Raw genomic sequence first — 25,403 nt, 5'->3', positions numbered from 1 at the left:
ATAAAAACGCCTCAAGTGAACCTTGGGGCGTTTTTGTTTTATCGAGTTGGTTTGAACCTGTAACTAGAACTCGCTACTGCTTATTAACTATTAATTGAGCCTTAGCGCTTTATCGCGATGGTTCCGGTTTCAACTACGCGAGATTCCTTCGAAACCATGACTTTTACCGAGTGTTTTTCTGAAGAGAATAGTGTTTTAGCCGAAGTCGTAGGCCGCCCAAGTGCAGGCGCATGCTCTTGCTTTTGATAATGGATTTCCCAATGACGAGCTTGAGTGTTGTAGCGCATAAACGCAAAGCCATTCACACTCTTGATGGTGGTGTTCCCTTTTTGGTAGAAGCCGTAGTCGCGGAAACTCATATAGTTGATTAAACCGTTGCGATGGTCCTTCACGTCATTGTATTGCTTATCTTCTTTGCTACCTTCCACGTGATAAACCCTAATTAGATCATCACTCCAATCATCAACAACAAAAGAGCAGCCGCTGAAGTTTGGTGTGAAAACATACAAATGATCGCGATGAGGGTCAGGGTGTTTAGGTATATCGAGATACTTGCCTTGCGCGACCCAGTAGGCCATCTGTGATGTTTTTTGGTCGGGTTGTTGCCCTGCAAAGGTATCAATGACTTCGATAGTGCCTACTGTTCCATGAGCGTGTTTGTATTGCATGCCACTGAAAACAAGCTCACCGCTTTCTTCTACTTCTTTCTTTGTCGCTGGGCTGAGAGATGTCATCTGATGAGCAACGATCTCTGCGCTGACGCATTGGTTGTTAAAGCTAGAACCTAGCAAGTCGGACGGCAGTACACGTGTTCCTGTCGCATCGGTCATTTCCTTTCTTGATGTTGGCATCGGTGACAGAATGGCATCAGGAAACTCACGTTCTTCGCCTACGTGAATATGGTTTTTCTGTTCTGTCGCGGCTTCACTGACATTGGCTTCCTGCTTCTCTTTGTTGCGCTCATCAAGGGTTTTATTTTTGTTATTGTTCCATCGCTTATAATCATCTGTTGAATAGGTTAATTCAGCCCTGCGTTCTTGCCGCTGTCGTGCCGCTCGCTGTGCTGTGGTTTCTTGAGTTTCTTCCGAACTAACAGGCGCTGATTGATATCGCATGTAGGCATTCCGATAAAAAATAAATAAAAGAATACCAGTGGTTTTATAAATTTCATGGCCCAACTATTTAAATAGTAATTTTTACTAATAAAAAACTCACAATGAATTAATTTTTAATGTTAATTGTGTCTATAAAGTTTTTTGAATGGTTTAAATCAAATTTAATAATAAGTGTAATTTTTATTGAGTTAAGTATTCGTTTTATAAATGAAAAGCTATTAATTAACGTCGTCTTAATTTTTATTTAAGTGGACTCAGTCAGCCCCTTAAATGCTTTAAGTTACGTGCCTTGCTCAAAACTCTCTATGCCTTATAATCAATGGCTTTATAACAAAATAACTAAAAAACTGTAGCTAGGTGACATATATGGATATCAATCAATTAGAAACCCCTTCATTATTTGTGGATATCGATGAGATGAAGACAAATATTAAGGCAATGCAGCAACGCATAAATGATTTGGGTTTAACTCTACGTCCCCACACTAAAGCACATAAAATTCCGGCGATTGCGCAAATGCAATTAGACGCTGGAGCGCAGGGGATTTGTGTAGCCAAACTAGGTGAAGCAGAAGTGATGGCGCAAGGTGGCATTAAGGATATTCTCATAACCACGCCTATTGCGGGACAAAAGAAAATTCAGCGTTTAATCACTCTGCATCAAGATCATCCTGACGCCCGTTTTATTCAGGTGATTGACGATTATTATCACGTTGTAGAAATTGAAAAAGCCGCATCAGCGGCAAATCTTTGTGTTGAGTTGATGATTGAGGTGGAAAGCGGTCAGCAGCGCTGCGGTGTTCAGGTTGGTGATGATTTAGTGCAGCTTATCCACGCGATTCAAAGTACGGATGGTGTCAGCTATGTCGGCCTCCAAGCTTATAGCGGACATTTACAACATGTTAAGGGCTATTGTTCGCGAAATGAGCAGGCGAGATCGGTTGTGGTGCCTTTGTTTGATTTCATTACATCGACTTTAGAGCCTCAAGGTATGAAACCTCAGATAATTAGCGGAGGGGGGACAGGAACATATGCAGCCTATCAGGGGTTAGGCTACAGTGAGATTCAAGCGGGTTCGTACCTTTTTATGGATGCGGCTTACCTTGCTATTGGAGACGAAACTAATGCGACCGAGAATCAGCAGTTTTCTCCTGCACTTAAAGTGCTAAGCACCGTGATTAGTCAGCCAACACCTTCGCGTACCGTGATTGATGCAGGGATGAAATGTCTTTCTATTGATCTTGGCATGCCTATTGTTGAGGGCAGTGAAGGAGTAAGGTATCAAACTGGCGGTGATGAACACGGTATCCTTCATCATGAAGAAGGTTGCGAGATTTTTGAACTTGGACAGCAAGTTATTCTGTTGCCAAGCCACTGTGATACAACATTGAATAACTTTGATACTTTGTATGCCGTGCAAGACGGAAAAGTGATCTGTCAATGGACAATCGAAGGGCGTGGGCGCTCAGATTAAGAGCACAGTATTCACTTACCGTTGAAAATTACTCAAAACACGAATCAATATAAAAACGGCAGTTTGCACAGAGTGATGTTAGTTCGCATCATTTTGACAGTGACTGCCGTTCCATCAAATCATTACAAGTTTACTCTTATTCAATAGCAAGCGGCACATGACATTGTTTAAATTTGTGTAAATTAAGTATTTCAAAGTATCGCAATCCGACTTTTTACCAACTTAAAAAATAGTTATTGATAGATTTAAGCGGATGCGAATATTCTTTTAGTTACATTGCCTGTCAATTTCTTTGGTTTAGTAGTTACTTTTACATCATGACAGTCAATATTTATCCTGTTAATGTATCTGTGTTAAGCATGTTTTGGTGTTTTTTTACCAAAGTTTCCCCAGTTTAGTTAGAGCTAAATATCTGCGTTTTTACATATGTTTTCATCGGTATTTTAGGTTTTTCTGAGTATAAAAAGCGAGATTTCGGGTAAGAAGGGATTTTTATTCCCTTTGATTCAAAGTCTAACCGCTGCTTTTCAATCCATAAGGTTCTCCGCACTACGTAATTTATAGCTCCCAACGGGGGGCTATATTTTCTATCCCCTCATGAAGAAAAGTGAATGGATGTCACAACGTATTTTAGGAGAAAGTAAATCACGTAACCCTTTATATGAAAAAAACACTATGAAAATATTATTCGCAATTGCTCCACTCTTTTTATCAATGTCGGTTGAGGCATCGGTTTATTTTGGTCCCCCCGATGGGGAAAACATTATTGATATAGAGAGTAAAGACGGTTATTTATTTAAGGTAGAAAATGGAATCTATGTACAAGCGCATTCGGAGGAGTTCGTTCTCGGAATTGCAACTCTATTTGAAAACTTAAAGCAGACTCGCACAGGGAGAGCCATTATCAACCAAAACTCTCATTATGCCCCGCTTGCACTGCCAAACAAAGAGCGTGCTTTAGCGTTCCATACCGAAGGTCAAGTTGATGGTACTATAGAAAAGATTCACGTTGTAATAAGGCCACCTAGGGGCGGAAAGCAGTTTGTCACAGAACCTCTAATCGCCTCCCCTGAATTTGTTAATTATCAATCAAATGGGCTTGGTGTTCCTGCAGTAATCTATTTTGACATCGATAATGCAGTTTTAATCCCAGGTAGCTCAACCATTATTGAACCTTCAATAGCACTCGGGCATGAACTTATACATGCTCGTGACTATTTAACTGGCGGCTTACCTACGGGTACGCAACGAATTCGTCATCATGCTCCTGTCGCTGGTACAACTCATAATGGAGAAGAGTTTACAGAGGGAGAGGTGGTTGAATTTAGCTTAATGACACGTGAGATAGAGGCGACAGGACTCTCCTACCAAAAAGGGAGTACAAAGTTAAAAACACTCACTACTTCTCGCCAATCGTCTATCGAAAGAAGAGAAAGCGTGATGAATGTTTGGGAAGAAGCATTAAAGAATAAATCGGTATCTAAGGCTGATTACGCTCGCGTTAAAACTAATATTCAACGTTTGAAATCTGAAGTGCCAGTATCCGAATACCATTTATCTAAAGAGTTTGGAAATGAAGCTCGTGACATGTATTGGCCGGGTTCTATGATTGATTACTCATCAACTCCGACCGATATAACGTTAAAAAGCGTAAAACAAACTACCTCCGGAGTATTGAGCTCAACAGCACTCAGTACGACAAAAGTAAGTGAGGCACTCCATAATAGCCCTCAATCTCTTCTACTAATAAGCACAAGCTTAATTGAACGAAAAAATGGCTTCCCAAAACTCGATAAAGTGTTACGTACCGCCCTTGAATTAGCCATCAAGGCGGATCGTAAAGTTATTCTTCTCGAAGGTGATAATTTTTCATCGTTAACAGAGGTGGAAAAGCGCCTAACAGTAGCAACGATTGAAAAGGCCGCGGATAGTATTAAAAAAGGCAATACCTCATCTTCTGTCATTCAAATAAACGCAGATCAAATTAGTAATGAGGGCAGAGATTTGTTAGCTCAATCGGAACAAGTGGTCCTGATTTCGACCAATGACGATATTTCCGCGTTGGCGATGTCTGAAAGTATTGCTGGCAGCTCTCAAAAACTATTAGTCAATCGGATCGTGAGATCAGATCAACCCAATCCAAGTGTGATATACGCGAACCGTTTGCGCTGGTCTAAGCTCGCAGAGAGAGAAAATGTAACGCTAGTGGCAAACTCTACATTACCGAAGTCAAAAAAGTGTTGGAGCCTGTAATGAAGATCAAAAATTTAATATTGTTCATTGGTTTTTGCGTAAGCTTGAATGCCAATGCATTGGAAACTTGTAATCTTGGCTCTGAAACACTTGAAGAAGAGCACGAGTGGCTGGCTCGGTTGGACTATGAATTTGAGAGTGAACTTACTGATGTTAAGGAAGTTGCAGCATTGGATAAAATTCCAAGCCTAATGCTTCCTGTAAGCGACGAAGGCATGTTTGCTGAACATTGGGCTGGAGTGACAGCGGTCATAGATAGTAAAAATAGTCAGCCCAACAGTGCAAAAAGAATTGCCCAATTGGAGCGCGTTTCTGAACGTCAAGCTCTTTGGCAGCTAGCTAAAAATGGAGGTAGGGCTTTTTCAAGCGTGCTAGATATTGTTTTTTTCGCACCTTGGGTTGAAGATTTAACGAGGACCATGTGGGATGACTCTGCAAGCGAATTACACCGACTGAGTGTTACTGCTGAGCCTATCCCTTTTGTCGGTTTTGCTATTGGGTACTATGATTACCTTTCTACATTGGACAACCCAGAAAAGCGGCTTAATCAATGGCTGAAAAATGGGCACTACAGCTATGGACAAGAAACCGTACTCCAAAGGTTAAACACCGCGTCTGCAGAATCCATTGAGCATCAACATGAACAATTAAAGCAGCATATTATCGAGTTGACTAAGAGGCTTGCCTCTATTCAATTACTTCACTATGACGCAACGTATAGTGCTAAAGTTTTAGAGTTGCAGGAGGTCATCAATAAAATGTTTTCTGCAATTGATATCGAATACGCCAGCACAATGTTGGATTTGTATAACCGTCCACCGCACGTGATTCAGAAATTTGGTGAGCAAGCTTGTATCAACCCAAAGTTAGAGGTTCGGGAGGAACTTAATAATTTGGGTGTTGTATCTAGTGGAGCTATTAACAATTTGAGGGCATGTAGCTATCGAATGTTAATGGGAAATGTCGGGCAACTTTATGGTATCGGAAAATATCCACATATCGACAAAGTCCGTGGCGATATCCTCGCGTATAAACAAAATATTATAGAGAATGCAGTGAGCCATATTATTGAATGGCGGGAAAAGATATTCGAAATTCAGCGCAATAGTATTGATACTCTTGTTAGTTCCACACTAAACAGTGGAAGTATTCGAAGCTATCGACTGTATTTGTATCAACGTGCGCGCCGCATCGCGATAGACAACTTTTCTTTGTCGATTTTACAGCGACGTGCTACCGAAGAGGAGCAGCGAACAGGGCGATTTCTTGTTGGGGAAGGAGAGCTGATCTGCGGGGTGTACTCTTGCCAATTTTATGAAGGCAGAGAAGTCTTTTTTGATGAAGACTCTGATCCACTTTTACAAAAGCTGTCTGAGCCCTTGGACAACATCGATTTGAGCAGTTATATCAACGAGCGTGTTAGGCGTGGATGGACAAACGTTGAGCTTGATGAGCCTTATATAAATCTTTGGCAACAGTGGCAAAATAGAGAAGATCTAAGTCTGTCAGCTTTGCCCTATAAAGGTAACCCTTCGTTGGAAGTGATTAAAAAAGACATGCCAGAGTTGTTTGAGATTTTCGAGAAGATCCCAAGTCACTTATCAGCGGAACAGGCTAAACCGTTTTTGTTTCAATTGATAAGAAATAGGATGTTTAAAGAAGATATCCAAACCGCTTGGACGAAACTTGGCGATTTTATATTTCGATTTCAATATGAACAGCGTCAACATCAATCGCTCAACTTCCTACCTTTGCAGTGGCAGCAAGCCATTTGGCCTTCTCAGCCTCAAGGTGTGTTGTTTAGTGCTTTTTTAGATAAAACATACATGTACTACTCTCGTCAGCCTTGGGCTCAAGCCTTACCGTATTCGGATGAGAAAGATGTTATCTCTAACTGGACGCTATATCAGGGAGCGACGCATCGTTATTATTTAACCCAGTCGGTGCCCGAGGATGTCTATCTTGGAGACCAATATTGGAGAGAGGTAAATGAACAACTCAGTCACGTTTTATCATTGCCCGAAATTCGCTGGCGTCCGTTTGAACATATGATTCTCATGGATATATGGTCTCAGATTACTGAGATAGAATCTTTAGTCGAGATATCTAAATCTTAATGTAAGGGAAGTCTTATTTTTTAATACAGAGGATTGTTGGATAAAAAATCTAGGAGGTCGCTCTCTATGGTGCAGAGCGACTTCCTTGAACTTATGTCACTAACATAGTGATGAAACCTGCACCTTTTAGCCCTAGGGTATATACTCTTCGATTTTAGTGGGCTGACTAACGTGAAACATATTATTCGATTGCTAATTGTTGCTGCAACAGCGTTGTTGATGTGGATGGATTTCAAAATCTCAGCCGTAAGTCGAATAGATACACTTATTGATTTCTCTCAATCGATCAGAAACTTCACGTCGATGCCTAACTATTCTTCTACCACACAGTTTCCTTTCAACGTTCCTAGTTACGTGACAGTGCACATGACTAAAGAGCTCAATGCACTTTCTGACATGGCAAATTATAAAGAAGTGAGCCTCAACCCAACTAACCGTGAAAACCTTGCGAATAAACGGGAGACTTCTGTCTTAGAGAGTGATGAGATATCAAGGGTCTATCGTGTATATCTTGAAAATAGCAATGTTTATCTTACGCGTTATGATCCGATCGTTGTAGAGCCATCATGTGTTCAGTGCCATGGTTCTGTAGACACGGCGATGGCCGAACAAATCGAGATGTATGGTCGCGACGACGGTTTCAATTACAAAGTTGGGGATATCTATGGGCTGAAGGTCGCCTCAATTGACGTCACCTGGTTCTTGCTAAGATACATTGGTCTGGCCGTATTGTTTGGAGTGCCTGTGGCTATTTTGATCGGCAGGTATAATCGAAAGCTCAATGTTGCAATGAACATCGACGCGCTTTCTGGTGCGTTCAACAAAAACTATTACCTGAAGACCAAACATACTTTTGGTTCGGGCTATTTTCTTCTTGTTGATATTGATGACTTCAAGCAAATCAATGATACCCATGGGCACCAATATGGCGATATGGTGATCAGTCAAGTTTGTCAGCTCTTAAAATCATACTGTCGAGACTCGGACCAACTGTTCCGTTTTGGTGGCGAGGAGTTTGCTTTGTTTATGCATGGGGACGTGTCTAAGCTGCGAGTTGAAGATTTCTTAAAAAGTACACTCAATGAAATAAGGCAGGCATTGTTTGGCGACGAGCAGGTTAAGCTTCGAGTTACTGTCTCTATTGGAGTTTGCCACAAAGCGGATGAACACCAGATTGATGATGTGATGTCGAAATCAGATAAGGCGCTATATCAAGTCAAATGCACTGGTAAAGACAACTTCCTCTTTTATGATGAATGATCGTCGAAAAAGCATTGATGGTTTCCTCTATATGGTATCTAAACCTCGATAAAGCGCCTAATAAACGATGACAACTTATTTAAAAGTGGATACGGTTTCTTTTAAAAATATCGTTTATTAGGCGAAGCTGGTTGATTGGTAACAGCGTTCATTTGGCCGTTTGAAAAGTCAATAAATTATTAAAATAGCTTAGTTTTACTCTATTTTAATATTCAAGATTTGCCGCATTTCTATTAACTATTTCCGATTTATCAACGGGTTTCATTAAATAGTTCATTGCGGTAATGAAAAACAATAGTACCGCAAATGCTAAATACGTCGTTTCGGTCGTCCCTGATATTGAAGCGAGTATCCCTCCGAAAAAGCCTGATACACCCCATGCAGAGTAGAGTATGCCGAAGTTAGTGCCGTATGACTTCAAGCCGTAGTCAATTGCCGTGACCGGAGGGAAAACACCAAATAAAGCACCGTAAGACATCGCGCCAACGGAGATTCCAATCATCAGTGGGATTGTGGTTTCTATCGTTGTGAAAAAGATCATGTTCACTGCTTGCAATAGGAAGATCAAACCTAACGTGTGAGCACGTCCTATCTTATCGAAAACGACCCCACCAATGACTCGACCTGCGGTGTTGAAGATGGCAAGTAAAATGATACTCAGCGCGATTTCTTCCGATGTTAATCCTATCGATTTACTGACGTTACCAATAGAACCTATTAGCATGATACCGGCTGCCGATGAGACCATGAACATCAACCATATCTGATAAAACTGTGGTGTTTTAAGCATGTCTAGCCACTGAATGTTCACATCGACGCAGGATTCTGCGGTTTCTTCCTTTGGCTCATCGGCCACATAACCCTGCGGTGGATCAACGAGTAGTGATGCCATTGGTATCATAAAGAGTAAGCCTATGCCGAGAATCTTAAACGTATCTAATATGCCAAAGTGCTCGATGAGGATGGTTGATAGAGGCGCTAAATACAGCGCCGCCATTGCAAAGCCGCCAGCGGTGAGGCCGCTGACAAGTCCCTTCCTATTCTCTGGCCACCATTTCATGGTGCAAGGGCCGATACAGGCATAAGCAAATCCCATTCCTGCGCCAACCATGCACCCAAATGTAACCTGCAGTTCCATCAATGTTGAGGCATAACCCGAAGCCAAAAGTCCTGCTCCGACAAGGAAAACACCAAGGATTGTTACTATTCTCGGTCCTACTTTGTCTTGCCATACACCGGCCAAAAATAGACTGACTGAGAAGGTAAAAACAGACGTCTGATATGGCCCATCTACGTGCTTTGCATCAACACCCAGCGCTTCAGCTAAAGGTTCACTGAAAACACCCCATACGTATAAGATACCTATTGATAGGTTAACTATTAAACCTATCAATAGAATTTTAAATGGTTTATTAATCAATTTAGCCTCAACATATTTTTACTATGAACAATCGTTAGAAATAATGACCTTTAATGACTCATGATCGGAGGCATGAGTAAATGTTGAATAGGCTTCTTCAGCTTCCGATAGTTTAAATTGATGGCTAATCAGATCTTTAGGATTAAAGTAACCCGCTCTAATTTGTTTGATTAACATTGGAATAGTATGGGTATGGACCATGCCTGCCGTCATGGTGAAATTGCGTTTCCACATGTCTTCGAGATTAATGGTTGCTGGCTTACCGTGCACACCAAGTACTGCGATGTTACCTCCTGGGCAAACCAGCTTTTGTGACATATCCCAGCCTGCAGGGATACCAATGGCTTCAATAACGACGTCTACGCCCACATCATCGGTCATGTCTAAAATTTGCTGTACTGCTGTGCCATCTGAGTTATCAATTGCGTGTGTTGCACCTAGATCTTGAGCGACTTGAAGGCGGTGAGGGTTATTGTCGATCGCATAGATTTCGCTTGGTGAGAAGAACTTAGAAGTCATTAATGCCGCAAGGCCAACCGGACCACAGCCAATCACTGCCACAGAGCAGCCAGGTTGGACTTGGCCATCAAGAACACCCACTTCATACCCAGTTGGGAAGATGTCACTCAGTAGAACCAAACAATCGGTATCGATATCATCAGGAACAAGATGCAAACTAGTGTCACCATATGGAACGCGAACATATTCAGCTTGGCATCCGTCAATCTCATTGCCGAGCAACCAGCCGCCATCCAAACACTGGCCAAACTTAGATACTTTGCACATTTTGCAGCTACCGCAAGAGGTAATGCATGAAACAATGACTCGATCGCCTGGCCTAAAATTATTAACGCGATCACCACAAGACTCTACTATTCCGACGCCTTCATGACCCATAATGGTGCCAGGTTTAAACGTTGCTACATTATTTCTTAAAATATGTAAGTCAGTCCCACAAATGGTTGTCTTTTCGATTTTAACGATGACATCACTTTGATTAATAATTTCAGGCTTTTCTCGCTCGACTAATTTAGCGGTGTCTTTTCCGTCAAATACATATGCTTTCATTGGGGGTCCTTAATTCACATTGTTGTTATGGAAACACCAAAATATAATATAGTTGGAATTTATAAATTAACGTGACCCATTCAGCATTTAACAATTGATTAACAGATAATAAACATAATTCAAGTTTCTAATAATTTAAAAGAGTCAGTAATATAAAAATAAAATAATTTTATTAAAGAAAGTTAATAATATTATATTGGATAAATCATTTTGGCGTGGTGGTTTTAAATAATTTGCCATAAATAGATAAACGATGATTTCTCACTTTATTAAAGGGGTTATATATTCGGCATGAGGTCTAAGCCTGTGACGGAGTGACATAAATTGTTGGATTGAGGGGAATACGGCATTTGGGTAGCGAACCAGAACGATTTGAGTTCGAACCGCAACCTTATGCGCTCTAATCATTGACTTATCAATTACATAAAATGTGGAGATCATTTCCAAATTTGGCAGGTAAACATAGATTGCATAGCGCGAGCTAATCCAATTCTGTCATTCGTTTGTTAATACTGCATGCAATAAACACGATCTGATGGACGTGTTTATTTACCTAACCATGAATACAAAAGGAAATGAAAATGAGAAAGTCACTGACAGCACTTGGTTTAGCATTGTTATTTGCAGGCTCAGCAAACGCAGCAAACTGGGGATATGAGGGAGAACATGGCCCAGCGAATTGGGGGGAGTTTGCTTCTGAATGTGCTAAAGGTCAGAACCAAAGCCCGATTGACATTCAATCAACGACAGAAGCAAAGCTAGATAAGTTGAACTTCGATTATGAAGGCAAGGTAATGTCGTTGCTCAATAATGGCCACACGCTGCAAACCAGTTTAGAAGGCAACAATACGCTAACGGTTGACGGCAAAGAATTCACACTGAAGCAATTCCACTTCCACACACCTTCTGAAAACCACGTTGATGGTAAAGAGTACCCATTGGAAGCGCACTTTGTTCATGCGGATAAGGCGGGCCACCTAGCGGTTGTGGCGGTGTTCTTTAAATTGGGTGACGCGAACCCAGATCTCGCGAAGTTGCTGGCTAACGTTCCAAATAAAGATCAGGACGTAGCGATTAAAGTCCCATTTGATGCGGATGCCTTAATTCCAAGTGATAAAGAGTACTACCGTTTTAATGGCTCTCTAACGACACCGCCATGTTCTGAAGGGGTTCGTTGGTTGGTGATCAAAGAGACGCAAACTATCTCTCCAGAACAAGTAAAAGCCTTTGCGAAAGCGATGGGTCACAACAATCGACCAATTCAGCCACTGAACGCGCGTATGATCCTAGCGCAGCAGTAAGTTTGAAAAACGCGTAACGAAAAAGCCCGCTTATAAAAAGCGGGCTTTGTAATTTCTCTGGCTGTGTTTAGAAGCCATTGTCTTCTTGTGCTTGAGCTTTTGCCATTTGAATTGGGTCGAGCTTGAGCGTTTGTGTTGGGAACGCGATATCCGCTTCGTGCTTCTTAATGATCGCCATCACTTCGAGCAATACATCTTGCTTCACCTCGTGGTAGCGAACCCAGTTCACTGTTTTGGTGAAGGTATAGATAAAGAAGTTAAGGGATGACGCTCCAAACGCATCAAAGTTCACGATGAGGGTCTGGCGTGTATCGATGTCTTTGTGATTTTTTAGCATTTCACGCACTTCATCAATGATCACTGGCACTTTGTCCGCATCGTCGTAACGTAGGCCAATCGTTTCAAAGATTCGACGGTTCAACATGCGTGATGGGTTTTCTACTACGATGTTGCTGAAGACAGAGTTTGGTACGTACAAAGGACGCTTATCGAAGGTGCGAATGCTGGTCATACGCCAGCCGATACGCTCCACTGTGCCCTCAATTTGACGGTCAGGAGAGCGGATCCAATCTCCAACTTTAAATGGGCGGTCAAAGTAAATCATCAACCCCCCAAAGAAGTTAGAAAGCAGATCCTTTGCGGCCAAACCGACAACCAAACCACCGACACCACCGAAGGTCAGTAAGCCAGACAGGCTAAGGCCAAATGCCTGCATTACCGTAAGAACGCCAATAACGATAAAGAACAGACGTGCAACTTTCGCCACGGCTTGTACTGTGGTCTCGTCACGGGTTTTCTGTTCGAGAACGTAATCTTCGACGTTGGTGATGAGGCGCATCACGACCCAAACTAAGATGCTGATCACGAGGATGAGTTTGAGGGTACTGAGCCAGTTGAACTCATTACCTAACTCACTTTGCAGTACGATGCCAAGCGAGACCGTCGCTGGCCAACACCAGATTAAGGTACTAATGGGTGTCTTGAGTGCTTCGAGTAAAAGATCATCCCAATGGAAAGAGGTTTTCTTAAATAAAATCTCGAGACGAGAATAGAGGATGCGCCAAGCAACCCAAGCAAAAAAGCTCGCGATTGTTATGAACAGTACGCTGCTGCTCCAATCTTGATGGTTCGCCATGACGTAAGTTTGAAGTTCTGTAAACCACTGTGGCATAAGTAAAGTTTCATTTTTTAGAACAATGGGTGAAAGGTAGCAGAGTTTGAGTTTTCGCCCTAGTAAAATGATGTGATCCGAAAAATCAACGTTCATCTTTTAAGTACGAAAAAGTAAAGGATTAGTGTTTAGTTAGGTGTTAATGATTTTTGTGTAAATACAAGTTAATGACAGAAAAGGTGAAATGCAAATTATGTGTCGCTCGGTTAGTCCCGTGTGATGAAACTCGAAGTTTGAAAGATAAGCGCTATCATTCGAACCATCAATTGTAGGTTCTTTGACTCATCGCTAACATTTATCAAGTTCAATTATGAGACTGTAAGGTTAATTTGATATGCGGAGATGAACCATGGAATTTACAGAGCTAGATAGAAATGCGCTCTACGACATTTGGATGTCGCAAAAAGCAAAAATGCACCTTACCCAAATGGAAATGGCAAAACGTCTAGGTATTAGTCTGCATGAGTTCTCTTCTTTGTTACGCGGCAATGCTCCGCTAACTCTGGGTTTTGTTAAACAGCTATGTGAGCAATTACACGTTCGCCCTGGACAAGTTATTCCATCCTTGACTGAACGAGATATCTCCGGTTCTGGTTCGGTATATTTGCAAAACCGCATTACTGTCGACGGTGAGATCCGCAACGTGTTTGTTGAAGGCAATCAGGTTGTGATTGAGTACGAACACCACGTAAGCTGATACGAATGGAAAGACAAAAAAGCGAGCTTGAAGGCACGCTTTTTTTTCATGCTGCTGGCAGGAAGTTATTTAAGCTTATGGCATTTTTACCAGTGAATCACGCGATAGGTCAGAGATGGTTTTCGCTCCTGTAAGCGTCATAGCTACGCGCATCTCTTTGTCATATAGATCGAGCAAGTTTTCTACGCCGGCACCGCCTTGCGCTGCGAGTGCGTAAACAAAAGAGCGACCAAGTAGCGTACAATCTGCACCAAGTGCCAGCATACGCACGACATCCAAGCCAGTGCGTATACCTGAATCAACGAAAATTTTCAGGTCACCTTTTACGGCATCGGCGATGCTAGGCAAAGCTTTTGCTGTAGAGAGCACACCGTCCAGTTGGCGACCTCCGTGGTTTGAGACAACAACACCATCCGCACCAAAGCGAACCGCGTCTTTGGCATCTTCTTCATCCAAAATACCTTTGATGACCATCGGACCATCCCAAAAGTCACGAATCCACTCTAGATCTTTCCAAGAGATTGAAGGATCGAAGTTTGCGCCCAGCCAGCCAATGTAGTCTTCCAACTTGGTCGGCTCGCCACGGTAAGTGGAGATATTACCTAAGTCGTGAGGTTTACCCAGCACGCCGACATCCAGTGCCCAGCTAGAATGAAGCATAGATTGGAATACACGGCGCATCGCCGCATTTGGACCACTCATACCGGAGTGCATGTCACGGTAACGCGCGCCTGGTACTGGCATATCCACAGTGAAGACCAGCGTTGTTACGCCAGCGGCTTTCGCGCGCTCAAGTACGTTCTTCATAAAGCCACGGTCTTTTAGAACATACAGTTGGAACCACATTGGGCGTTCAATCGCAGGTGCCACTTCTTCAATTGGACAAACGGAGACGGTCGACATGGTGAAAGGAATGCCTTTCTTTTCTGCCGCTTTTGCTGCTTGAACCTCACCACGTCGTGCGTACATCCCGGTTAAGCCAACAGGCGCTAGAGCAATAGGCATCGCCAGCTTTTCACCGAAGATTTCCGTTTCTAAGCTTAGATCGCTCATATCACGCAGAACACGTTGGCGTAGTGCTACGTCACCTAGGTCATCGGTGTTGCGCTTCAATGTGCGCTCATCGTATGAACCGCCATCAATGTAATGGAAAAGGAATGGAGGCAGCTTGGCTTTCGCAGCAGCGCGGTAATCTGTAGAAGCAGAGATAATCATATTCGTGTGTCCTGGCTGTTATTCTAAGATTGCGTCCTGAGTCAATGAGCACCTGCTCTATCAGTGTTTCACTGACTGCCATCCTTTCGGCAGTCGACATCAGAATAGAGTATAGATAAGTGATTGAGCTGTGTGACATTCCATACACGGAACAATCAATTATCTGCACTGAAAAAGACTGGCACATCGGTCGAGGGATTGATGCAGCAAGCCACACCAAAAGTCGGGGTAGTAGTGCTGACCGCTGTGCCAGAGAAAGTGCAGGGCGGGGGAGACCCTGCGTAAGTGTTACTTCATTAAAGCGTCGGTGATTTGGAATCCGTAAATCAGAATCAGACCGATGATGCCTGCGACCACCAAGTAGTAGAACGTTGGGATAATGGTCTTGCGAAGCGTTGCGCCTTCTCGTCCTAGCAGGCCAACTGTTGCAGAGGCCGCCACAACGTTGTGGATGGCAATCATGTTACCCGCAGCCGCACCAACCGCTTGAAGGGCAACCACAATGGCACTGGAGATAGTCAGTGTCTGCGCTACTTCGAACTGGAACTGGCTGAACATCATATTCGACACGGTATTAGAGCCGGCGATGAATGCACCAAGGGCACCAACAGTAGCACTCAACGCCGGGAATGCTGAGCCAACGAGGTCTGCTGCAAAGTTCGCTGTCGTTACAGGCATACTTGCTAGCTCGGCGCCGTTAACACCTGAGTTAATAAAGATGCGAACCATAGGGATAGTGAACACAAGAACGAAACCTGCACCGATCAGTGTCTTGCTTGATTCGCCAAATGCTTTGCCTAGTGACTTAGCGCCGCCACCTTGTAGAAGAACCGCAAGTAACGCTACGAAGACTAAGATGCCACCCGGAAGGTATAAAGGTTGAATTGCTGTGCTGATGCCTGTTTCGCCAAGAATATTACCAAACGATAGGCTTACGCTCTTGAGTAGGCCTTTAAACTCAGGGCTTACGCGACTTGCTACTAGGATAACCGCTAGTATTACGTAAGGTGCCCAAGCCTTGGTTAGGCTCATTGGTTTACCTGGGTTGTCATCAAGATTGATCTTAAGGGAGCCCAACCATTCTGCTGGCCATTTATCTTCGCTCTCGAAGTCCCACTTGGTTTTTGGAACGAGGAAACCTTTCTTCGCGGCTGTGACTACAATCGCCAGACCAACTAGACCACCGATTAATGATGGGAACTCAGCACCTAGGAACACACCTGTTAGCGCATAAGGAACGGTGAAGGCAACACCTGCGAATAGCGCGAAAGGTAGGATGTCTAGGCCTTCACTCCAGCTCTTATTTTTACCGAAGAAACGCGTCAGCATCATTGCCATGAGTACCGGAATGAGAGTACCAACCGTTGCGTGAATCATTGCTACGCTTGCGGTGATTTGCTGTAGGTACGCGTCCCATGTTGAGCCATGAGCAACCAGTGCTTCACCTATGTTGTGCGTATCTAAACCTTTGTTCACACCTACGATGATTGGTGTTCCAACCGCACCGAAAGATACTGGCGTAGATTGGATCATCATGCCCATCAGTACCGCTGCAAGTGCAGGGAAGCCAATGGCGACCAATAGAGGAGCGGCGATAGCAGCAGGTGTACCGAAGCCAGATGCGCCCTCAATGAATGAGCCGAAACACCAAGCGATGATGATAGCTTGAACGCGACGGTCGGCTGAAATATCAGTAAACCCATTCCGAATCGTGGTGATCGCGCCAGTGTGTTTTAAAGTGTTGAGCAAGAAGATGGCACCAAACACGATCCATAGAACAGAGACGGTAATGCCTAATCCTTGAAAGACAGACGCCAGTACGCGAGTAGCTGACATATCCCAAAACATTAGGGCGATAGCGACGGTTAGACCGAACGCAATAGGCATGGCTTTTTTAGCAGGCCAGTTGAGACCAACCAATAATATGGCGGCGACAACTATTGGCGAAAACGCCACAAGGGCAAGTAGGGTTTCACTCATTGGTACATCCTCGTACGCTGACTTCTCGAACCGCTTTATGCTGTTGAGATGATTTTTGTTGTAATGGTTTTGTTAATTTGGCGTGAATTTACCCCTTTATTTTTTGTAGATATAGGGAAATAATGAAATTGATTTATTCCAAAAGTGACATAATAGAATGCGTGCAGATGATCTAATCCTGTTCTCACAGGTGATAGAAATGGGCAGTTTTAGTAAGGTAGCTGAAGAAAATAACGTTACAAATTCAGTAGTTAGTAAAAGAATTGCGCGGCTAGAAGAAGAGATAGGTGCTCAGCTATTATATCGAACAACGCGTAAATTGACCCTGACCGAAGCAGGGAAGGTTTTGTTACACAGTGCTAAAAATGTGAAGCAAGCCACTCAGGAGGCTATGGATGCAGTTTCAGGCTTCGGTGAGAATGTCAGCGGTCATATCAAAATGTCGGTGCCGACTATCTCAGGTGACTTGATCTTGGCGGACGCCGTTGCCGAGTTTTGTAATATGCATCCAGGTTTAACCGTCGATATGTCGCTTGATAATCGCTTTGTTGACTTGGTTGCTGGTGGCTTTGACTTGGTGATTCGAACTGGTTATCTAGAAGATTCCAGCTTGATTGCGCGTCATATTCTTGATTCACAATGGGTGGTTTGTGCCTCGCCTTCTTATATTGTCAAAAATGGCAAACCGATTGAGCCCATCGACTTAACCACGCACAACTGTTTGCAATACGCCTATCAAACTACAGGTGCTACCGATTGGCAGTTCAAAGGCAAACAGGGTGACTACATCGTCAAAGTGTCGGGCAGCTTCTCTACGGATAACGCTACCGCATTAAGAAAAGCAGCACTGGGTGGGCATGGTATCGCCTACGTACCGCGTTGCTTGGTTTATCACGACATTCGTAGTGGTGAGCTGGTGGATATTTTCCCTGAGTTGGTCGGCAAAAAGCTCGGTATCTACGCGGTTTATCCTTTTACTCGTCAGCCTCCAAACAAAGTAAAGCTCTTGATTGAGCACATTCGAGAACGATACCTAACTATCTCGCATTACTTTTAGGCAGTTCATAAATACAAGAAATGTTTCAATCTATTGGTTGAAATTCTATACCTGAGCCCTAAGGTAGGTATTGAGAATAAATCTCAACAAAATAATAAAACAAAACACTCAACTTCAAACGGAGTAACACGGACGTTATGCATTACCCAAAAACTCGTAAAGATTCTGTCGTCGACACTTATTTTGGTCACGACATTGCAGATCCATATCGCTGGTTAGAAGACGATATGAGCCAAGAAACCGCAGAATGGGTTTCGGGGCAAAACTCAGTGACCTTCGATTACTTAGGTCAGATCCCTTTCCGCCAACAAATTCGCGATTTAGTGGCGAACAGTCAGAACTATGAAAAGTATTCTCAACCTTTTGTTCATGGTGAATACACTTACTTCTATAAAAATGATGGTTTGCAGAACCAGGGCGTTTTATACCGTCGCAAAGGAGAGGAGGAGGCGGAAATCTTTCTCGATCCGAATACTTTTTCAGAAGAAGGAACGACATCGCTTGGCGAAGTGAAGTTCTCTAAAGACGACACAATTGTGGCTTATTCCATTTCTGAAGGTGGTAGCGATTGGCGTAAGATCTTCGTCATTGATGTCGAAACTAAAGAGCAGCTTGAGCCTGAAATTGTCGACGCCAAGTTCACCACTATTTCTTGGCTTGGTAACAAAGGTTTTTACTACGCAAGCTATGATAAACCACAGGGCAGTGAGCTTTCGGCTCGTACTGAGCAGCACAAGCTTTACTACCATGAGTTAGGTACTCCGCAAAGTGAAGACAAAGTGGTCTTTGGTGCGTTGGAGCCACAAAAGCATCGTTATGTAGGGGGAGTGACCACCAAAGACGATCGTTTCTTGATTATCACTGGTGCGGAATCTACATCAGGAAACCGACTGTTTTATGTGGATCTCACTTCAGAAGAGCAAGACGTTATCACGCTTCGAGATACAACCGATGGTGATACTTATTTGATTGATAACCAAGATGACACTTTAATCTTCTACACCAACTTGGATGCGCCTAACGGCAAAGTGGTTGGTTACAACATTCAAACTCAACAATGGACAGAGATCATTGCTGAACAGGAGCAACCACTGGATATCAGCAAAGGTGGTGGTTACTTGTTCGCGACTTACATGGTCGATGTTTTGTCTAAAGTTCAGCAGTTTACTTATCAAGGCGAGTTAGTACGTGAGGTGACTTTACCTGACCAAGGCACCGTATATGGCTTGCAAGGCAAAGCAGAAGATAAGACGCTTTACTACTCTTTTACCAACTACGTGACGCCACCAACCATTTTCTCTTTTGATGTAGAAAGTGGTGAGTCAACGCTTTATCAGGAATCGAAAGCACCGTTCGACCGTAAAGAATACGAATCTCAACAAGTGTTCTATACCTCGAAAGACGGTACAAAGGTTCCGATGATCATCTCATATAAAAAAGGCACCAAACTCGATGGCAGCGCACCAACCATGCTTTATGGCTATGGTGGCTTCAATATCAGCTTGACGCCGATGTTCTCAGGAAATGTCGCGAACTGGTTAGAACTTGGTGGCATCTACGCAGTCGCTAACATGCGTGGCGGCGGTGAATATGGTAAAGCTTGGCACAACGCGGGTACTCAACAACAAAAGCAAAACGTATTTGATGACTTCATTGCCGCGGCGGAATATTTGATTGAACAAGACTACACCAGCTCAGAGCGTCTTGCGATTCACGGCGGCTCAAATGGCGGTTTGTTGGTCGGTGCATGTATGACTCAACGACCAGAGCTGTTTAAAGTGGCGATTCCTGCGGTTGGTGTATTGGATATGCTTCGCTACCATACCTTTACTTCTGGTGAAGGTTGGAAATACGATTTTGGTACTTCCGAGCAAAGTGAGGCGATGTTTAAGTACATCCTAGGCTATTCACCAGTGCACAACGTGAAAGAGGGCGTTTCGTACCCTGCTACACTTGTCACGACTGCAGATCACGATGATCGCGTTGTACCTGCCCACTCATACAAGTTCATTGCAGAGTTGCAAGACAAGCATCAGGGAGACAATCCTGTGCTGATCCGTATTGATGTGAACGCAGGTCATGGTGCGGGTATGCCATTGAGCAAACAAATCGACCTAACTACCGATGTTTATGCATTTGCTCTGCACAACATGGGTATCGAGAAGCTCGATATTTAATGAATGTATTCTGTTACTTATAGCGAAACGCCAGTTAACAGAACCGCAATAAAAAATGCCGCGATATCCATCGCGGCATTTTTCATGGTTGGGGGAACTCAATTTAATCGCTAGGGTGACTAAGCCTAACGTTGAACCAACCAGTCTCGGCGGCCAAACCGAATGGCGGCTATACCATTTGCGTAGTTATGGCGAAAAATTCGCCATACTTTAATCCTAGTTTATGAATATGAAATTGTGATGAATCTAGGCTGCATCATGTTGATTTTCATTGTTTTCAAGATCAAATGAGGCATCAATCAGCTTTCTCGTGTAATCGCTTTTTGGATTATGGAAGATCTCTTCCGCCGTACCTTGTTCCATCACTTCACCCTTTTGCATGACTAACACACGATCAGACAGTGCTTTCACAACAGAGAGATCGTGGCTGATGAACAAGTAGCCGATGTTATGCTTCTTCTGCAGATCTTTCAGAAGATCAATTACGGTCAGTTGAACGGAGCGGTCCAGTGCCGACGTGGGTTCATCAAGCAGAATGAAAGAGGGTTCCAGAATCAACGCGCGCGCAATCGCAATACGTTGGCGTTGACCGCCAGAAAACTCGTGTGGGTAACGGTTAATAGATGCTGGGTCTAAGCGCACCTCTCGCAGAACATCACGTGCTTTTTGCATCCGTTCTGCTTTACTCATTTGAGGTTGATGCACGGTGAGAGCTTCCGTGATGATGTCACCAACGGTCATTCTTGGTGAAAGTGAACCGTATGGGTCTTGGAAGACCATTTGTACGTCTTTCTTCAGTTCGAAGCGTTCTTTGTCCGTTAGAAGTGCTAGATCTTGCCCTTTAAACTGAATTTTCCCGGTTGAGGGCAACAATCCGATCAAGGCTCGGCCAAGCGTTGATTTGCCTGAACCAGATTCACCCACGATACCTAGCGTTTCACCCTGTTTTAGTTCTAAAGAGATACCTTTTACGGCCTCAAAGTATTCGTTCTTACTTGCGATAAAGTGAGGCTTAATAAGAAATTTAACGCGAATATCATCGGCTTTAAGCAGTTCAGTTGCCCCTTCTTTAATGGGATCTTTACTGCCTTTTGGAATCGAGTTAATCAGCATCTTAGTGTAATCATGCTGAGGATCAGAAAAGAGTGTTTCTGTGATGCCTTTTTCGACCACTTTACCTTTACACATCACCAAGACTCGGTCGGCAAAGTGTTTCACCACACCTAAGTCATGAGTAATGAAGAGAATCGCCATGCCCATTTTCGCTTGGATCTCTTTGATCAAATAAAGCACTTCAGCTTGAACGGTCACGTCGAGCGCCGTTGTTGGTTCATCGGCGATCAGAATATCTGGTTCGTTAATCAAAGCCATGGCAATCATGATACGTTGTAACTGACCGCCGGAGAATTCATGTGGATACTTGTCGTAAGCTTGTTGCGGGTTTGGTAAGTGCACTAAATCGAACAACTCGAGAACTTTGTGCTTCGCTTGTTTTTTGCTCACTGGACGATGGCACATGATGGCTTCGGCCACTTGAATACCCACACGCATGTATGGATTTAGCGAAGTCATGGGTTCTTGGAAAATCATACCAATACGATCGCCGCGGATACTCTGCATTTGGCGTTCAGATTTTTCTAGGATTGATTCGCCTTCAAAGACGATAGAGGAATCGGCGTGCAAAATGGCATTATCTGGCAGCAACCTCATCAACGCATTGGTCGATACCGATTTTCCTGAACCAGATTCGCCTACGATAGACAGCGTTTCACCAGCTTTAAGATCAAAGCTAACATTCTTTACTGCATCGACGATACCATCGTTTGTCGTAAAGCTGACAGACAGGTTGTTCACCGAAAGAATGGTTTGTGTGGACATCACGTTTCCTTGTGTATCGAGTTGTTATTACTGTTACTGCCTTTCACGTTGGCAGAAACCTATACCGGGTTATCCCTGCCTAGTTATACAAATGAGACGTCCCAGCTTCTGCTGCAGTCATTGCTTGCAGATACAAGAATTGCTCATGAGCACGAGTGACATGGTCGAGTTCGATCATCCACTGAGCATTGCGCTGCGCCGAGCAAAATGCGGCCATGTGCGCGAGTAAATCTTCACTTTGCTTACTCAATAACTGGCTAACTCGGCCAATCAAATCATGGCTTTCGAGTTGTAAGAACTGGAACAGAGCGTACGATTGGTTAAGGGCTGAAAACGCCTCCTGCTGCATTCCAAGTTTATTGAGAATTTCAGATTGGGCTACGCTGGCATCGCGCAAACCGCTGATGAGACATACAAACTGGCATGGCTTGGTAAGGTCGTTTTCGAGTGCGGAGTGAATGTGATTTGGCAAATGGCTGAGAACATCTTCATACAAGCGATGAGCTTCTGGCCAATGGCCTTGTTCCATCAGCTGTTCTGCTTTTAAGTAGCGCATCCAGCATTGCTCAATATTCATCTTCATCTCCACAAAATTCGATTTGAACAGATATTAAATGAAATTAATTATCAATTGCAAGTGCGACTTGTTTTCATTTTAAATGGCGTACAGCTGTTCGTAAAATGTCCAAACGAACCAGTGTGGAAGATAAATCACTTAAATTTAAACAAATAATCTCTACACTGAGGTAAAGACAATAAGAAAAAGGAGGCGAGTATGGCAGTACAAAGATTGGAACCTAAACAGCTGTATTCTGTAGCTGAGTTAGAGAATATGCCATGTAAGTCGACCAAGGAATTACCTCCGATTGACGAGATTGTTGGGCAAGAACGCGCACAAAAAGCGGTTGAGTTCGCTATGTCAATCAAGGAGAAGGGGTACAACATCTACGCCATTGGTCAGAATGGTCTGGGCAAGCGCACCATGATTTTGCGCTACTTAAACCGCCATCAGCATGATGATGCGGCTCTGTTTGATTGGTGTTATGTCGCGAACTTTGAAGACACGCGCACACCAAAAGTACTGAAACTGCCTTGCGGTATCGGTAACAAGCTTAAAGTCGATATCGAAAAACTGATGGGCAAGCTACTGAATGCACTGCCTCTCGCTTTCGATAACGAGATGTACTACAGCCGTGCCGATCGCCTAAAAAACCAATTGGCCAACAAGCAACAGTCAGAATTGGATACTATCAGTAAAGAAGCCAAAGAGAAGGGCATTAGCCTAACGATCACTGCGCAAGGTGATTATCAATTTGTGGCTATGAATGGTGAAGAACTGCATACCGAAGAGTCTTTCGATGAGCTAAGCAAGAAAGAGCAGGAATACTTCGGCAGTAGCATTGATGAGCTGGAAGTGAGCTTACGTAACATGGTACGTGAGTTAACCGAGTGGGAAGACTCGTTCAGTGAGAAGATCAAAAAGCTTAACGATGATGTGACGTTGGATGTGATCACTCACTTCATCAAGCAGTTGAAAGTGGATTACGCTGAGTATCCAGAAATCAAAACTTACCTAACCGATCTACAAAAAGACATTGTTGAAAACGCTGAGATCTTCTTAGAGCAGAGTGGTGAGCAAGGTGAGATTGCGACCGCTTCTCTGGATAAGAAATTGCCACGTCGTTACAAAGTCAATGTGCTGGTGAATCGCAAAAACAGTGAGTTCCCTATCGTGGTAGAAGAGAATCCGAACTACCACTCGCTGTTTGGTTCGATTGAAACCGCAACCTTCAAAGGTACGGTATTCACCGATTTCTCTTTGATTCGAGCGGGTAGCTTGCACAAGGCGAACGGTGGTGTGCTATTGATGGATGCACAAAAGGTACTAGAACAGCCTTACGTGTGGGACGGATTGAAGCGTGCTTTACGCTCTCGTCAGTTGAGCTTCACGTCACTAGAGAAAGAAGTAACGCTGACTGGTGCCGTTTCGCTTGACCCTGAACCGATTCCATTAGATATCAAGATCATCTTGTTTGGTGATTACCGTACATACCAATTGCTGCAACATTACGATCCGGAGTTTGGTGAGCTGTTCCGAGTAACGGCGGATTTCGAAGATGAAATGAAACGTACGCCGGATTCAGAGCTGCAATACGCACGCTTTATCTCTAGTGTGGTGAACGACAACAACATGCTGCACTGCGATAAGAAAGCCATTGCGCGCATTATCGAGTACAGCTCACGCTTGTCTGGTGACCAAACCAAGCTTTCGTTGCATTCTGCCAACATCGCTAACCTATTACGTGAGTCTAACTACGTCGCTCGCCAAGCGAATTCCAACATGATCCGTATCGGACACGTGGAAGAGGCTTTGAGCAACCAAGAAATGCGAGTTAGTCGTTTGCAAGATAGCGTGATGGAAACATTCGTCAATGGCACAACCTTGATTCACACTGATGGCTCTGCTGTTGGCCAAGTCAATGCTCTCTCGGTACTGAGCACCAGTGATCACATGTTTGGTGCGCCAAACCGAATTACTGCGACGACGTGTTACGGCGATGGAGACGTGATTGATATCGAACGAAGTGTCGACCTTGGCGGTAGCATCCACTCTAAAGGTGTGATGATTCTGTCTGCTTACTTGTCGTCTGTGTTCGGTAAGACTGCACGTGTACCATTGACGACCACAATTACCTTTGAGCAATCGTACGGTGGTGTTGATGGCGATAGCGCAAGTATGGCTGAGTTCTGTGCTGTGGTATCTGCGTTCTCGAAACAGCCAAACCGTCAGGATATTGCGATCACAGGTTCGATGAACCAATTCGGTGAAGCGCAACCTATTGGCGGTGTGAACGAGAAGATCGAAGGCTTCTACGATGTGTGTGAAATCAAAGGGCGTCATGCGGGGCAAGGGGTGATCATCCCACGTTCCAACGTGCATAACCTAATGCTTCGTCCTGACATTGTGAAAGCAGTAGAGAAGGGGGATTTCCACATCTGGGCAATCGATCACGTCACCGAGGCTGTTGAGCTATTTACCGGTAAAGCGGCGGGCGAAGCAACAGACGAAGGAACTTACCCAATCGACACCATTTTTGGGTTGGCACAAGCTAAGTTAAATGCGCTGAGAAAATAAGCGATCGTTGACTAAAAAGTTTATAAAAAGACGTATAAGCTTTCATAACTTATCATAACGACAATATCCTGACGTAAAGTCGGGA

18 protein-coding genes are annotated in these 25,403 nt (G+C 43.8%); 10 read left to right on the top strand and 8 right to left on the bottom strand.

Features of this window, described 5'->3' with window-relative positions:
* Positions 1 to 101: 101 nt before the first annotated feature.
* The gene (locus A8140_RS21325; protein WP_005530005.1) at positions 102 to 1,115 is read right to left on the bottom strand and encodes a hypothetical protein; all 1,014 of its coding nucleotides are present in this window, start codon (positions 1,113 to 1,115) and stop codon (positions 102 to 104) included.
* 366 nt (positions 1,116 to 1,481) lie between these two features.
* Here A8140_RS21325 and A8140_RS21320 point away from each other — a divergent pair, with 366 nt between their 5' ends.
* The 4 genes from A8140_RS21320 (at position 1,482) to A8140_RS21305 (ending at position 8,218) form a co-directional block, all read left to right on the top strand.
* Positions 1,482 to 2,588 (top strand): DSD1 family PLP-dependent enzyme, encoded by a 1,107-nt coding sequence (locus A8140_RS21320; RefSeq protein ID WP_005530003.1) that lies wholly within the window; start codon positions 1,482 to 1,484, stop codon positions 2,586 to 2,588.
* A 675-nt stretch (positions 2,589 to 3,263) separates the two neighbouring features.
* Positions 3,264 to 4,841, top strand: a complete 1,578-nt coding sequence (locus A8140_RS21315) for a hypothetical protein (protein WP_032999992.1) — start codon at positions 3,264 to 3,266, stop codon at positions 4,839 to 4,841.
* A complete protein-coding gene (locus A8140_RS21310; RefSeq protein WP_005529999.1) occupies positions 4,841 to 6,958 on the top strand; it encodes a hypothetical protein in 2,118 nt (705 codons plus the stop codon). The genes A8140_RS21315 and A8140_RS21310 overlap by 1 nt, the downstream gene beginning before the upstream one ends.
* Before the next feature lie 219 nt (positions 6,959 to 7,177).
* Positions 7,178 to 8,218 (top strand): diguanylate cyclase, encoded by a 1,041-nt coding sequence (locus tag A8140_RS21305; RefSeq protein WP_227740729.1) that lies wholly within the window; start codon positions 7,178 to 7,180, stop codon positions 8,216 to 8,218.
* Positions 8,219 to 8,423: 205 nt separating this feature from the next.
* On the opposite strand, the gene A8140_RS21300 is transcribed toward A8140_RS21305, so the two are convergent.
* Together A8140_RS21300 and A8140_RS21295 are read right to left on the bottom strand one after the other, a co-directional pair.
* A complete protein-coding gene (locus A8140_RS21300) occupies positions 8,424 to 9,638 on the bottom strand; it encodes an L-lactate MFS transporter (RefSeq protein WP_005529994.1) in 1,215 nt (404 codons plus the stop codon).
* Positions 9,639 to 9,659: 21 nt separating this feature from the next.
* On the bottom strand, positions 9,660 to 10,706 hold the full coding sequence (locus tag A8140_RS21295; protein ID WP_005529992.1) for an alcohol dehydrogenase catalytic domain-containing protein: 1,047 nt from the start codon (positions 10,704 to 10,706) through the stop codon (positions 9,660 to 9,662).
* Positions 10,707 to 11,287: 581 nt separating this feature from the next.
* On the opposite strand from A8140_RS21295, the gene A8140_RS21290 reads away from it, so the two are divergent.
* Positions 11,288 to 12,007, top strand: a complete 720-nt coding sequence (locus A8140_RS21290; protein WP_005529990.1) for a carbonic anhydrase — start codon at positions 11,288 to 11,290, stop codon at positions 12,005 to 12,007.
* Positions 12,008 to 12,074: 67 nt separating this feature from the next.
* Here A8140_RS21290 and A8140_RS21285 read toward each other — a convergent pair whose 3' ends face one another.
* Positions 12,075 to 13,178 carry a mechanosensitive ion channel family protein gene (locus tag A8140_RS21285; RefSeq protein WP_005529988.1) on the bottom strand — a complete coding sequence of 368 codons (1,104 nt, stop codon included), beginning with the start codon at positions 13,176 to 13,178 and terminating at the stop codon, positions 12,075 to 12,077.
* Between the two features lie 349 nt (positions 13,179 to 13,527).
* Here A8140_RS21285 and A8140_RS21280 point away from each other — a divergent pair, with 349 nt between their 5' ends.
* Positions 13,528 to 13,875 (top strand): helix-turn-helix domain-containing protein, encoded by a 348-nt coding sequence (locus A8140_RS21280; RefSeq protein WP_005432247.1) that lies wholly within the window; start codon positions 13,528 to 13,530, stop codon positions 13,873 to 13,875.
* 75 nt (positions 13,876 to 13,950) lie between these two features.
* Here the strand turns inward: A8140_RS21280 and lldD are convergent, their stop codons facing one another.
* The gene (gene lldD, locus A8140_RS21275) at positions 13,951 to 15,090 is read right to left on the bottom strand and encodes an FMN-dependent L-lactate dehydrogenase LldD (protein WP_005529986.1); all 1,140 of its coding nucleotides are present in this window, start codon (positions 15,088 to 15,090) and stop codon (positions 13,951 to 13,953) included.
* A gap of 132 nt (positions 15,091 to 15,222) precedes the next feature.
* Here lldD and A8140_RS25275 point away from each other — a divergent pair, with 132 nt between their 5' ends.
* On the top strand, positions 15,223 to 15,375 hold the full coding sequence (locus A8140_RS25275; protein ID WP_157722020.1) for a hypothetical protein: 153 nt from the start codon (positions 15,223 to 15,225) through the stop codon (positions 15,373 to 15,375).
* 3 nt (positions 15,376 to 15,378) lie between these two features.
* Here A8140_RS25275 and A8140_RS21270 read toward each other — a convergent pair whose 3' ends face one another.
* Positions 15,379 to 17,070 (bottom strand): L-lactate permease, encoded by a 1,692-nt coding sequence (locus tag A8140_RS21270; RefSeq protein WP_005529984.1) that lies wholly within the window; start codon positions 17,068 to 17,070, stop codon positions 15,379 to 15,381.
* A 157-nt stretch (positions 17,071 to 17,227) separates the two neighbouring features.
* Between A8140_RS21270 and A8140_RS21265 the strand changes: the two genes are divergently transcribed.
* Entirely contained in the window at positions 17,228 to 18,127 is a 900-nt protein-coding gene (locus A8140_RS21265; protein WP_005529981.1) for a LysR family transcriptional regulator, read from the top strand.
* A 137-nt stretch (positions 18,128 to 18,264) separates the two neighbouring features.
* Positions 18,265 to 20,304 carry a prolyl oligopeptidase family serine peptidase gene (locus A8140_RS21260; RefSeq protein WP_005529979.1) on the top strand — a complete coding sequence of 680 codons (2,040 nt, stop codon included), beginning with the start codon at positions 18,265 to 18,267 and terminating at the stop codon, positions 20,302 to 20,304.
* A gap of 246 nt (positions 20,305 to 20,550) precedes the next feature.
* Here the strand turns inward: A8140_RS21260 and A8140_RS21255 are convergent, their stop codons facing one another.
* Positions 20,551 to 22,182, bottom strand: coding sequence for an ABC transporter ATP-binding protein (locus tag A8140_RS21255; RefSeq protein WP_005529977.1), 1,632 nt, complete (start codon positions 22,180 to 22,182; stop codon positions 20,551 to 20,553).
* A gap of 79 nt (positions 22,183 to 22,261) precedes the next feature.
* The gene (locus A8140_RS21250; RefSeq protein WP_005432238.1) at positions 22,262 to 22,759 is read right to left on the bottom strand and encodes a hypothetical protein; all 498 of its coding nucleotides are present in this window, start codon (positions 22,757 to 22,759) and stop codon (positions 22,262 to 22,264) included.
* 198 nt (positions 22,760 to 22,957) lie between these two features.
* Between A8140_RS21250 and A8140_RS21245 the strand changes: the two genes are divergently transcribed.
* Positions 22,958 to 25,318, top strand: a complete 2,361-nt coding sequence (locus A8140_RS21245; RefSeq protein WP_005432237.1) for a Lon protease family protein — start codon at positions 22,958 to 22,960, stop codon at positions 25,316 to 25,318.
* The last annotated feature ends 85 nt before the right edge of the window (positions 25,319 to 25,403 follow it).

The sequence above is a fragment of the Vibrio campbellii CAIM 519 = NBRC 15631 = ATCC 25920 genome (assembly GCF_002163755.1).
Classification (GTDB): Bacteria; Pseudomonadota; Gammaproteobacteria; order Enterobacterales; family Vibrionaceae; genus Vibrio; species Vibrio campbellii.
This window is presented reverse-complemented; position numbering and strand designations above follow the sequence as displayed.